This window comes from Pyrinomonadaceae bacterium (assembly GCA_036277115.1).
Taxonomy (GTDB): Bacteria; Acidobacteriota; Blastocatellia; order Pyrinomonadales; family Pyrinomonadaceae; genus UBA11740.
Map to the genome: position 1 here is coordinate 1054332 of DASUNM010000023.1, position 12809 is coordinate 1067140.

Sequence of the window (12809 nt, forward strand, 5' to 3'; positions counted from 1 at the left end):
AGCTTTGCGTAAGACTAAACGCGGCTAAGTGGATTTGCAAAGCACCCCGCGAGCGTACTCGAATCACACCGGCGTGCGGCCAAACTCGCGCAACAGCGGCTTCAGGCTGTCGATCACCAACTCGTGCGCGGCGCTGTTCGTCGCCACCACTCCATTGCGGTTGTCGATGCGCGCCGCGTTATAACGAAGAGGCTTGCCGAACAGATCAGTGAGTCGCCCGCCCGCCTCCGTTAAAACGATTTCCGGAGCGCACGTGTCCCACTGCTTCGTGCCCGGCGAAAGATGCAGATAGAGATCGGCTTCCTGTTCCGCAATCAACCCGACCTTAACCCCGACCGATCCCCTGCGAGTTTCGAATTTGAAACCGAACGAATCGACCACGCGCTCCATGCGCGGGCTGCGGTGCGAGCGACTCGACGCCAGGACCATTTCCGCCGGATCAGTTTTGTTAGAAACGTGCATCCGCTCAGCCTGTTTCCCGTCCCTCTCTAGCCACGAGCCTGCGCCGCGCACCGCGCGATAGAGGACATCGCGCACGGGTTGATAGACAACCCCGAGGACGGCTTCGCCGCCAACCGCCAGACCGATTTGGACGGCAAAATCTCCATCGCGTTGCACAAAATTCTTCGTGCCGTCCATGGGATCGATTAACCAGACGCGCTCTTTGTTCAGACGCTCGTCGGTGTCAACTGACTCTTCCGCGAGAATGCCGTCGCCGGGAAACTCATGCGCCAGTCGCCGCACGATGAGATCGTTGGCTTCGCGGTCCGCGGCGGTCACCTCTTCCATTTCCAGCAGCGCATTCACTTTTTGCTCAACGAGAAACGGACTGTTGTAGTGCGCGAGCAGAACCGCGCCCGCAGCGCGGCCTAGTGCGGTCGCGACTTCAATTTCGCGGTCGTAGTTGATTTTGTCCACGGCTGGTTGATCTGACTACACGCTAACACAAGGCATCGGTTGATCGAAGTCACGCGCGCTTCTATAGTCATGACCAACTCAAATCAAGATATGAGCAAAAACGACTGCGCGAAAACAGATGGAACTGCGCGTTATCGCGCGCGCTTCAAAGACGCCGCCGACGGCCACTTTCGGCAGGCGCAGGATCTTTGGCTGTCGTCCATCGGCGTCGGAACGTATCTTGGTCAGCCGGATGAACTCACGGATCGGCGCTATACCGAAGCCATCCTGCGCGCGGTCGAGCTGGGTGCGAACGTCATCGACACCGCCGCAAACTACCGTTTGCAGAGAAGCGAACGATCGATTGGCGCGGCGTTAACGGAATTGCAGACCCGCGGATTTCCGCGTGATGAACTTGTGACTTGCACCAAGGGCGGCTATCTACCGTTTGACGGCGCGCCGCCAAGCGACGTGCGCCAGTACGTCGAAGACAACTTCATCAAGACCGGAATCGCGACGTGGGGTGACATCGCCGGCGGCTCGCATTGCATGACGCCCCGATATCTCGAGAGCCAGTTGGAGCAGTCTCTGCGCAACATGGATCTCGACTGTGTTGATGTTTATTACGTGCACAATCCTGAATCGCAGTTGTCGGCCGTTTCCGGCGAGGAGTTCTCGCGGCGTCTGCGTGCGGCGTTTGAGTTTCTCGAGCAGAGTGTCGCGCAGGGCAAGATTCGCAATTATGGTGTCGCGACGTGGAACGGCTTCCGGGTCGAACCAAACGCCCGCGGGTACCACTCGCTTGAACAGATGGTCGAAGTTGCACGCGACATCGCCGGCGATGCGCATCACTTCCGATTCATTCAATTGCCGGTAAACCTGGCAATGCCCGAGGCGCTGTTTTTTAAGAATCAGAAATTTGGCGATGAATGGATGACTGCGACCGATGCGGCGCACAAACTTGGCGTCACGGTCATTGCCAGTGGTTCAATTTTGCAGGGCCAGGTCGCGCGCGGCTTACCGGAAGCGATTCGCCAGGCGCTGGGGTCGCTTGCCACGGACGCGCAGGCCGGTATTCAATTTGTGCGCTCAGCGCCGGGAATCACAACCGCGCTGGTGGGAATGAGCAACGTCGCGCACGTCGCAGAGAATCTTGAACTGCTGCGCACTGAACCGGCTGCGTCTGCGACGGTGATGGGTTTGTTCGAACAGGAAGAGTAATTTGGAGTGCGGCGGCTTGACGCCGCTTTGGATTTATTAGGAACGGGAACTAACTTTGCGTTCCTTTGCGACTTGGCGCCTTTGCGTGAACCTATCTCACGCCAAGACGCCAAGGCGCAAAGAACCGCCAAGAAAGAAAAGCGCCGTCTAGGGAACCCACGCGAGATGCTCGCGCGGGAACCCCGCGGTCGGCGCACTCCAAAAAATGAAAATTCTAATCGCTGACAAATTCGAAGAGTCCGGCCGCATCGGCTTGCGCTCGATTGGTTGCGAGATTTCGTTTCAGCCTGATCTCAAAGACGACGCACTGGTCGAAGCGATCGCCAAAGAGAAGCCCGACGTGCTCATCGTGCGCGGCACAAAAGTTACCGAGCCGATGCTTGAAGCCGGGCCTCTTAAGTTAGTGGTGCGCGCCGGCGCGGGCTACAACACGATTGACGTAGCCGCGGCATCTCGGCGCGGCATCTATGTGGCGAACTGTCCGGGAAAGAACTCAATCGCCGTCGCGGAACTCGCGTTCGCGTTGATGCTCGCGCTCGATCGCCGCGTCGCCGACAACGTGATCGCTTTGCGGGCCGGTCAATGGAATAAAAAGGAGTTCTCGAAAGCGCGCGGTCTGTTCGGGCGGACGCTCGGCCTGGTCGGCGTCGGCAAGATTGGACAGGAGATGATTCCGCGCGCGAAAGCTTTTGGTATGCCCGTTATTGCCTGGAGTCGCAGTCTGACGGATGAAAGAGCTGAAGAGTTAGGCGTGGAACGAAAGGATTCGCCGCTGGAGGTCGCGAGGGCCGCCGATGTCGTGAGCGTCCATGTGGCGCTGAAGCCGGACACGCGCTCGCTGATCGGTCCCGAACTCTTCAAGGCAATGAAGGAAGGCGCTTACCTCATCAATACCGCGCGCGGCGAGGTTGTCGATCAGGATGCTTTGGTGGCAGCGATTCATGCGAAGGGCATTCGCGCCGGGCTCGATGTTTTCGCGGCTGAACCAACTTCCGGCGTGGCCGAATTCACTGATGCGATTTCGCAGGAAGCAAGCGTTTACGGCACGCACCACATCGGCGCCTCAACCGATCAAGCGCAGGAAGCCATCGCTGCCGAAACCGTGCGTATCGTGAAGTCTTTCAAGGAAACCGGTCAGGTGCCCAACGTCGTGAATCTCGCGGCGCGCACGCCGGCCACCCATCGGCTGGTGGTGCGTCACCGCGATCGGCCGGGCGTGCTGGCCCAGGTGCTCGAAGCTATCAAAGCCGAACAGATCAACGTGCAGGAGATGGAGAACATCGTGTTCGAAGGCGCCGAAGCCGCCGTGGCGCGGATCAATCTGGACAAAGCGCCGTCGAGCGCGACGCTCGATCAATTGCGCGACGGGAACGCGGATGTTATCGAGTTGAATCTATTGACGCTTCAATGAACACAACTCTCATAACGGGCGCGTCATCCGGAATTGGTGAAGCATTCGCGCGCGCGCTCGCGGCCCGCGGGCACAACCTGCTGCTCGTCGCGCGTTCGGAAGATAAGCTGATCACGCTTTGCAGCGAACTCGGCCGCATCCGGAGCATTCACTGTCAGTATGTGGCGATGGATCTGTCAAAGGCGGAATCGCCGGCTAAGTTGTTTGCAGAAACTAAAAAACGCGAACTCGAAATCGATTTGCTGATCAATAATGCCGGATTCGGATCGATGGGAGATTTTGCTGCGCATGACCTCGACCGCGAACTCAACATGATCGATTTGAATGTGCGTTCGCTGGTTGAGATGACGCATCGCTTTCTGCAGCCGATGCGCGCTCGCAAGAGCGGTGCGATCGTTAATGTCGCTTCGACGGCTGGATTTCAGCCCGTGCCTTACATGGCGACGTACTCGGCGACAAAAGCGTTCGTGCTTTCATTCTCGGAAGCGTTGTGGGAAGAAAATCGCGAACACGGAATCAAAGTGATGGCGCTGTGTCCCGGCGTGACTGAAACGAATTTCTTCGAAGCATCGCAAATGAAGCAGAAGCCGCCCGCACGCGCGTCGCAAACAGCCGAGGAAGTCGTCGAAACAGCGTTGCGGGCGCTCGCCCGGGGGAAGAGTCACGTGATCTCAGGCTGGGCAAACTTCTTTGCGACTGAAAGTGAACGCCTCGTGCCGCGTTCACTTGTCACCCGCGCAATTGGATCCGTGATGCGGAGCTCGCGCGGCGATGCGATACAGAAACGTGAGCCATAGTCAGCTATGACCCTGGTCGGTAAATCAATTCCCCGCAAAGAAGGCCGGAAGAAAGTCACCGGTCAGGCGCTCTACGTCGATGATCTGAAATTCGACGGCATGCTGCACGGCGTGACCGTGCGCAGCTCAGTTCCCCGGGGAAGCATCAAGAACATTTCCTTTGATAACCCACCCGCTAACGCAGGCGGTAGTGACCTCTCCATCCCCTGGGATGAATTCACCATCGTCACGGCAAAAGACATTCCCGGAGAGAACTACGTCGCACTGATTCTGAACGACCAGCCCTATCTCGCTGAGAACACGGTGAATCACGCCGAAGAGCCAATCGTCCTGTTGGCTCATCACGACAAATACCTGCTCGAGGAAGCTCGCCGCCGAGTGAAGATTGAATATGAAGAGACGCCCGCAGTCTTTTCGCTGGAAGAGTCACTCGCGCCGAAAGAAATCATCTGGGGCGAAGACAATGTCTTTAAGAAGTTTCTCGTGAACAAAGGCAACGTTGAAGAAGCCTGGGCGCACGCGGACTTCATTGTCGAAGGCGAATACGAAACCGGCGCGCAGGAACAGCTCTACATTGAAACGAATGGCGTGATTGCCACTGCGAATCCGGCGGAAGGCGTGACCGTGTGGGGATCGATGCAGTGTCCCTACTATGTGCACAAGGCTTTGATTAAGTTGTTCGGCCTGCCGGAAGAAAAGATTCGCGTAATTCAAACTGAAACCGGCGGCGGCTTTGGTGGGAAAGAAGAGTATCCATCTCTGATCGCCGGCCACGCGGCTCTGCTCGCATGGAAATCAGGCAAGCCGGTGAAGATGATTTACGACCGTGCCGAAGACATGGTCGCGACGACCAAGCGCCATCCATCGCGCACGCGTCACAAGACGGCGCTGACGAAAGACGGAAAGCTTTTGGCGATGGAGATCGATTTCGTGATCGACGGGGGCGCGTACTGCACTCTGTCGCCGGTCGTGCTGTCGCGCGGAACGATTCATGCCGCCGGGCCTTACTTTTGTCCCAACGTTCGCATCCTGAGCAAAGCGGTGGCGACTAACATGCCGCCGCATGGCGCGTTTCGTGGTTTTGGCGCGCCGCAAAGCATCTTCGCTCTTGAGCGACACATGGACAAAGTTGCGAAGACACTTGGTCTGTCTCCCGAAGAGTTTCGCCGCCGCAATTTCATCAAAGAAGGAGAGACGACGGCGACGAATCAGGTGATCCGCGAGCATGTTGATTTGGACGGATTACTGAATCGGGCGTTTGAGTTGACTGACTATCACGCGAAGCGCGAGCGGTTTGCGGAAGAGAACGGTACACAGGCCTCCGGCTTGCAGCACGCCGGAGGCGTGCGTACCAAAAAAGGCATTGGCTTTGCCACGTTCATGCACGGGGCGGGATTTACTGGTTCGGGCGAGGTGTATCTCCAATCCGTCGTCGGCGCTGAAGCTAACGCCAATGGCCAGGTGAAAGTGCTCGCCGCCAGCACTGAGATCGGCCAGGGCACGAATACGATCTTTGCGCAGATTGCCGCGGAAGCCCTTGGCATTGATTACGATCTGATCGAAGTTGCCCAGCCGGACACCGGCAACGTCCCGAACAGCGGCCCGACGGTCGCGTCGCGCACCACGATGATTGTCGGCAAGCTGGTTGAATCGGCGGTGCTTGGTCTGAAACAGACTCTGGTCGGCAGCGGCTTGCTGAAAGAGGAGTCTACGCAAGCTGATTTTCAAAAAGCGTGTGCGGAATACACTGAGAAGTTCGGCGCGCTTAAATCTACCAGCCAGTATCAACCGCCGCCCGGCATTCGTTGGGATGATGAAAAATACGAAGGCGACGCGTACGGTGCGTTTGCCTGGGCGGTTTACGTGGCCGAGATTTCCTACGATCCGCTGACGTATGAAGCCCACGTTGATGATTTCGTCGCCGTGCAGGAGATCGGACGCGTGATGAATCCGGTGCTCGCGGCGGGCCAAATCGAAGGCGGCGTCGCGCAAGCCATCGGCATGGCGCTTTACGAAAACGTCGTCTGGCAAGACGGACGCATGGCTAACGGCCAAATGACGAACTACATTATGCCGACCGCCGCTGACCTGCCACCGATTCGGGTTTACTTTGAAGAGAACAGGTACGCGTTCGGTCCCGGCGGCGCTAAAGGAATCGGCGAACTGCCGATGGATGGGCCGGCGCCGGCGATCCTGAATGCCATCGAGAACGCCACGGGAATTAGTTTCAATCGGATTCCACTGATGCCGGAAATGATCCTTCAAGTCGTTTAACGAGATGTGGGATTGGCAGCGAGTTCTGTCATTGGTTCTGTCGGGAGTAATGATCGCATTGCTCTTTGCCATGTCCGCGAGTATTTCAGACTTTTGGGGCGTGCTTTTGTATGCGATGTGGCCAGTCGTTTTGTCCTTGGCGTGCATCTGGTTTCCAGATGAGATCGACGCGTGGTCCGATCGACCAGGTCCAAGATGGATGGTTAAGGCAGTGGGTTGGTTAGTGCTCTTGATAACTCTCGCACGCTTTACGCTTGGTTGGTGGATTACTTAGAACATGAGATCGCAGTTTAAATGTACGGTCAATGGGAATGCACTGGAACTCCAGGCTTATCCAATGGAGCGTCTGCTCGACGTTTTGCGCGAGCAGCTTCGTCTGACCGGCACCAAAGAAGGATGCGGCGAAGGCGAGTGCGGCGCGTGTACCGTGATGATCGACGGTCAAATCGTCAACAGTTGTCTGGTTCCGGTGGCGCAAGTCGAAGGCTGCGACATTAAGACGATTGAGGGCATCGCGGTCAGCGAAAGCCAACTTCACGCGGTACAGCAGGCATTCATCGATTGCGGCGGCGCGCAATGCGGCATCTGCACGCCGGGAATGGTGATTGCCGCCGTCAATCTGCTCGAGAAAACGCCGAACCCGACTGAGCCCGAGATTCGGAATGGTCTTGCCGGAAACCTTTGTCGTTGTACCGGGTACATGAAAATTTTTGAGTCTGTTGTGCGTGCGTGCCAAAGATAATGAGAGGTTACGTTCCTACTTACAGCATCATTTCTCCCGCGAAGCTGGCCGAAGCTCTCGATATGCTTGCGCAAGACAACGGCGCCTGGAAACCTTTCGCGGGCGGTACTGATCTGATGGTGCTGCTCGAAGCCGGGAGACTTCCGCACAAAAACTATGTCAACATTTGGAATTTGAAAGAGCTGCGCGGAATTGAGGTGACGGACAATCAGATCACGCTGGGCGGACTCACCACCTACACGGAAGTTCAAAACCATCCGGTTTTGCAGCAAGAGTTTCCGATGCTTTGTCAGGCCGCGAAGGAGACCGGCGGCATCGCCATCCAGAATCGCGGCACGCTGGGCGGCAACATCGTCAACGCTTCGCCAGCCGCGGATTCGCCGCCCGCCCTGCTTGCGTATGACGCTGAGTTGGAACTTGTTTCCAAAGCAGGCGCGCGAAGAATTCCATACTCGGGGTTCCATAGTGGCTACAAGCAAATGGATATTCGTCCTGAAGAATTGTTGCGCGCGATTAATCTGCCGCGCCGGACGAAAGGACTGACGCACTACTATCGGAAGGTTGGCACGCGGAAGGCACAGGCGATTTCCAAAGTTTGCTTCGCGGCAGTTGCCGGTGTGAAAGACGGCGAAATCGATCACGTGCGGATCGTGCTGGGCAGTGTGGCCCCGATTCCGCTTCGCTGTTTCAAGACGGAAAAGGTACTACATGGCCAGCCGCTAAACGGCCAAACGATTGCCGCCGCCAAACAGTCGCTCGTCGATGAAATCTCTCCTATCGATGACATTCGCTCTACCAAAGATTACCGTTTGCAGGTTTCCTTGAATCTGCTTGAAGATTTCCTCTCTCACTTACGCTAGGTACGCACGCCTCCGGCGTGCTGCATGCCAGAGGCATGCGTACCGGGTTAACCGTTTTCCAGTGGCAGTTCAAAACTTCCTTGCGTTAGAATCCCACCAACGCTTGCGCTTGAAATCTTTTGCGTACGTTACGAAAGTTCGCGTCGTCGTTCTGGCGGCGCTGCTCCTCGTTTTCTCTCAGGGCACATCTGGTCAAAGCACCCGGCCCACACCTGCTGAATCTCCGCGGGAGTTCAACATGCTGGTCCTCGGCGACTCGATACTCTGGGGCCAGGGGTTAAAAGAGCAAAACAAGTCCTGGTATCTGGTGAAGAGCTGGCTGCAAACCAACGGGCACATCGTGCGCGAGCGCATCGAAGCTCATGCCGGAGCCATGATCGGGACTCCCGGCGGAGAAATGCCGAAGTCTCTGACAGTCCACGGCGAAATAGCCAACGCTTATCCGACGCTTCACGATCAGATCGATATCGCAGTCCGGTCTTACGTCGATCCATCGCACGTCGACCTGGTGCTGGTCGATGGCTGTATCAACGACGTTAACGCGCGCCGGTTTATGAATGCGGGCAACACGCCCGAAACAATTCAGGCGCTGGCGCAGGAAAAGTGCGGGGCGCCAGTCGAAGAACTGCTGATAAGAATCGCCTCGACCTTTCCCAATGCGCACATCATCATCAGCGGTTACTACCCCGTCTTCTCTGACAAAACGCCACGGGATTTCTTCATGCGGGCGCTGGCGAAAAGGTTCTATGCGGCGCTAATTCCCAATGGGCCGAAAATCAATTCGCGAGAAATGCTGGCGCAACTGACGATCATTTCCACGGCCTGGTACGCCGCCTCAAACAGCACTTTGAGCGATGCCGTCGCCCGGGCAAACACGCGTCTCGTGGCGCGTGGGACGCGTCAACGCGTGATGTTCGCTAAGGTAACGTTCGAACCCGAACATGCTTTCTCCGCCCGTAAGTCACAGCTTTGGGGATTCGACGCTTCTTTTTTGAGAAAATTATTGGTGCTTTTGACGTTAGGTAAAGTGGACCTGCGAACTAATGACGAGGTGAGCAGCCTGCGCTCGACCGCCTGCCGGGACTTTTACAAAAGCATTCCGGGCGAGAGCGAGGACGAGAAGAGATCGCGTAAGGACCATTTGATGGTTTGTCGTCTTGCCGCCATTGCGCACCCCAACCGTAAAGGGGCCGTCTTGTACGCCGAGGCGATCAAAGAGCAGCTGAAAAATCTACTTCCCAATCCCGGCTGGCTGCGGGCGACGGCCACCGGCGCGACCGCGCAATAAAACTTTCCATTGCACGCAGCCTTCTGCGGTGATAAATCTGGGCCGGATTGAAAGGAACGGGGATGAATCCAAATCCAATCGAATTTCGCAGCGGGGTCATCTCGCCGGTTGAATGCGTGAAAGAGGGCTGGCAGCTAATCAAGGACCAGTACTGGCTCTTCCTGGGACTAACGCTCGTGGCGATGCTCGTCGGTGGCGCGGTTCCCGTCGTGATCATCGGTCCGATGATGATCGGACTTTACATGTGCCTGTTTGCGAAGATGCGGGGCGAACCGGTCGAGTTCGGAATGCTCTTCAAAGGTTTCGATTATTTCACGCAGGGTTTGGTGGCGGCTGCAATTCAGACTGTGCCGGTAATCCTGATTATTGCGGTTGGACAGGTCATCTTCGTGGCGTTCACGATGATCATCATGCCAACGCAGCGCGGCGACGTGATGCCAGCGGTGTTCTGGGTTGCCCTGGTCGTATTGGTGCTGGTTGCAATGATCGCCAGTCTCGCCATCCACGCTCTCTTTATGTTCGCCTATCCGCTGATTGCGGACCGAAACATTCCGGGCCTGGACGCAATTAAGCTTAGTTACCGCGCCGCGCTCCAAAACCTCGGCGGCATCATTGGCTTGCTTCTGCTGGTCACCGGACTGGGAATCCTCGGCGTGTTTGCCTGTTACGTAGGCGCTTTCCTGGTCATGCCGATTAGTTTTGCCTCGTACGCCGTGGCCTATCGCAGAGTCTTTCCTGAAACTGGTCCGCTTGCCGGCTCCGCGCCGCCACCGCCACCCGGAAGCTGGGCCGCCTAACGATGCACGCGACGGAACTGGTAATTCGCGGACGCCGGGTCGCTACCGAACATGGAGTCGGCCCGGCGTCAGTACATATAACCCGCGGCTACATCTCTTCCATTTCGATTTTCGAAGACGTCCCCGCCGGCGCCGATCTGGTAGAAGCATTCGATTCGATCGTGATGCCGGGCCTGGTCGATACGCACGTCCACGTCAACGAGCCTGGTCGCACCCATTGGGAAGGATTCGAGACGGCGACGCGTGCGGCCGCCGCCGGAGGTGTGACGACGATCGTGGACATGCCTCTGAATTCGATCCCGGCCACGACAACTCCCGAAGCCTTCGACGCGAAGATGAAAGCTGCAGCGGGCAAGCTGCATGTGGACACCGCGTTTTGGGGCGGCGTGGTGCCGGGAAACACGAGTGAGTTGGCAAACCTTTGGGAAACAGGCGTGGTCGGCTTCAAGTGCTTCCTGATTCATTCAGGCGTTGATGAGTTTCCGAATGTCACCGAGAAAGATCTGCGGGAAGCCATGCCTGAGTTGGCCCGGCTCGGCGCGCTGCTGATTGTGCACGCGGAATTGCCCGGCCCGGTTGAAGCATGCTGCCAAACAGCATCCCAGTTGCCCGTTCGATCGTATGAAACTTTTCTGCGTTCAAGGCCGCGAGAAGCTGAGAACGAAGCAATCGCGACAATGATCCGGTTGTGCCGCGAAACCGGCTGTCGCGTGCACATCGTGCATCATTCGTCGGCAGACGCTTTGCCGATGCTGCGCCAGGCGAAAAGCTTCGGGCTGCCGATTACGGCCGAGACATGCCCTCATTATCTTCACTTTGCCGCCGAAGAAATCCCCGATGGCGCGACTGAATTTAAGTGTTGCCCTCCGATTCGTGAAAGTGAAAACCGCGAACAACTCTGGAACGCTCTCCGCGACGGCACGCTTGATTTCGTCGTCTCGGACCATTCGCCGTGTCCCCCTGACATGAAGCTGCCCGAGGAAGGCGATTGCATGAACGCCTGGGGCGGAATTTCTTCTTTGCAGCTTCGCCTGCCGATTATGTGGACTGAGGCCAGCGCCCGCGGTTTCATGATTGAGGACCTGGTTCGATGGCTGTGCCGCGAACCAGCGCGACAAGTTGGTCTCGAAATTCTGAAAGGCGCAATCAAAGACGGCTGCGATGCCGACATCGTCATCTGGAATCCGGATCGGGAATTCAAGGTCGAGCCGGCGATGCTGCATCACCGGCACAAGCTGACTCCCTACAATGGCGAAGTTCTGCGCGGCGTTGTAGAAAAAACTTTCCTGCGCGGGCAGATGGTTTATGATGACGGGCGATTTTTCGGACCGTACGGATCATTGCTCTTGCCGGAGCGAAGTCAGTACCGGGAGCGGTAGCTACCGGGTCTCAGGCATCGCGACGGTCGAGTTTGCAATGACGCTACCCGGTCGCTATCCCGACGCCTCGGGAAACTGACATCACGGCGTCCGGTCCGCCAGTTCCTATGGACTTCACCGAACTAATCGATCTGGCATCCGAACGGCTCGGCGGCACTGTGCTGCACGCCAACGACGAATTCTTTGCGCCAAAAGAGAACCTGCTAAAAGCGTCGGTTCCCGTCTTCATCGAGGGCAAGTACACGGACCTCGGCAAATGGATGGACGGCTGGGAGTCACGACGCAAACGCACGCCCGGATTCGACTGGTGCATCGTTCGTTTGGGACTCGCGGGCGTAATTCGTGGAGTTGTAGTCGATACAGCGCACTTCAAAGGCAATTATCCGGAGCAGTGCTCGATTGAAGCCTGCGCGGTCGATGGCCTGCCCACCACCGAACAACTGATTGACGGCTCGCAACAGTGGACTGAGATTCTGCCACGCGCCAATCTGAATGGTGATTCCCACAACCCGTACCCGATCAGCAGCGACGAACGTTGGACGCACCTGCGATTCAACATCTTCCCCGACGGCGGGGTGGCGCGTTTGCATGTGTACGGTGAGGTTGCACCGCAATGGAACCGCTTGCGGCAAATCGGCGGTGATATCGACCTTGCGGCCGTCGAGAATGGCGGAATGGTGCTGACTTGTAGCGACATGTTTTTTGGTCACCGGCACAACCTGATTATGCCGGGACGTGCGGCCAACATGAGCGACGGCTGGGAAACCAAGCGCCGGCGCGGCCCGGGACATGACTGGACGATCATCAAGCTCGGCACACCGGGCCGCATTCGACGGCTGGAAGTAGACACGTCCTGGTTCAAAGGAAACTTCCCCGAGAGCTGCTCGCTGGAAAGCTGTAACGCCCCGGACGTGCCGCTCGAAACGATGCAGGATCCTGCGTTCACCTGGAAGCCGGTGCTGGCGCGCACGAAACTGCAGGCGCATACGCGCCATTTCTTTGACGAGGTGATGGAGACAGGGAACGCCTCGCACATTCGCTTCAACATCTTTCCGGATGGCGGTGTCAGCCGTTTGCGGGTGTACGGGACGATTGAGTAGTGAACCATTGACTCATTGATCCATTGAGTCAGTGAATCAATGG

General features: G+C 57.3%; 11 protein-coding genes. 10 read left to right on the forward strand and 1 reads right to left on the reverse strand.

Annotation, left to right across the window (positions count from 1 at the left end; all coding sequences use genetic code 11):
* Positions 1-63 precede the first annotated feature (63 nt).
* Complete coding sequence (locus VFX97_11345) at positions 64-918, reverse strand: 3'(2'),5'-bisphosphate nucleotidase CysQ (protein HEX5703786.1); 855 nt, start codon at positions 916-918, stop codon at positions 64-66.
* Between the two features lie 90 nt (positions 919-1008).
* Between VFX97_11345 and VFX97_11350 the strand changes: the two genes are divergently transcribed.
* The 10 genes from VFX97_11350 to alc all read left to right on the forward strand — a co-directional run bounded on the left by VFX97_11350 (position 1009) and on the right by alc (position 12766).
* On the forward strand, positions 1009-2118 hold the full coding sequence (locus VFX97_11350) for an aldo/keto reductase (protein ID HEX5703787.1): 1110 nt from the start codon (positions 1009-1011) through the stop codon (positions 2116-2118).
* A gap of 205 nt (positions 2119-2323) precedes the next feature.
* Positions 2324-3529, forward strand: a complete 1206-nt coding sequence (locus VFX97_11355; GenBank protein ID HEX5703788.1) for a 3-phosphoglycerate dehydrogenase family protein — start codon at positions 2324-2326, stop codon at positions 3527-3529.
* Positions 3526-4326: an SDR family oxidoreductase gene (locus VFX97_11360; GenBank protein ID HEX5703789.1), complete on the forward strand. Its 801-nt coding sequence runs from the start codon at positions 3526-3528 to the stop codon at positions 4324-4326. The genes VFX97_11355 and VFX97_11360 overlap by 4 nt, the downstream gene beginning before the upstream one ends.
* A 6-nt stretch (positions 4327-4332) precedes the next feature.
* The gene (locus VFX97_11365; protein HEX5703790.1) at positions 4333-6600 is read left to right on the forward strand and encodes a xanthine dehydrogenase family protein molybdopterin-binding subunit; all 2268 of its coding nucleotides are present in this window, start codon (positions 4333-4335) and stop codon (positions 6598-6600) included.
* Between the two features lie 277 nt (positions 6601-6877).
* On the forward strand, positions 6878-7342 hold the full coding sequence (locus VFX97_11370) for a (2Fe-2S)-binding protein (protein ID HEX5703791.1): 465 nt from the start codon (positions 6878-6880) through the stop codon (positions 7340-7342).
* Entirely contained in the window at positions 7342-8202 is an 861-nt protein-coding gene (locus VFX97_11375; GenBank protein HEX5703792.1) for a xanthine dehydrogenase family protein subunit M, read from the forward strand. The genes VFX97_11370 and VFX97_11375 overlap by 1 nt, the downstream gene beginning before the upstream one ends.
* Before the next feature lie 103 nt (positions 8203-8305).
* Entirely contained in the window at positions 8306-9490 is a 1185-nt protein-coding gene (locus VFX97_11380; GenBank protein ID HEX5703793.1) for an SGNH/GDSL hydrolase family protein, read from the forward strand.
* 62 nt (positions 9491-9552) lie between these two features.
* A complete protein-coding gene (locus tag VFX97_11385) occupies positions 9553-10287 on the forward strand; it encodes a hypothetical protein (protein ID HEX5703794.1) in 735 nt (244 codons plus the stop codon).
* A 2-nt stretch (positions 10288-10289) separates the two neighbouring features.
* Entirely contained in the window at positions 10290-11666 is a 1377-nt protein-coding gene (gene allB / locus VFX97_11390; GenBank protein HEX5703795.1) for an allantoinase AllB, read from the forward strand.
* Between the two features lie 107 nt (positions 11667-11773).
* Positions 11774-12766, forward strand: a complete 993-nt coding sequence (alc, locus tag VFX97_11395) for an allantoicase (GenBank protein ID HEX5703796.1) — start codon at positions 11774-11776, stop codon at positions 12764-12766.
* Positions 12767-12809: the final 43 nt, after the last annotated feature.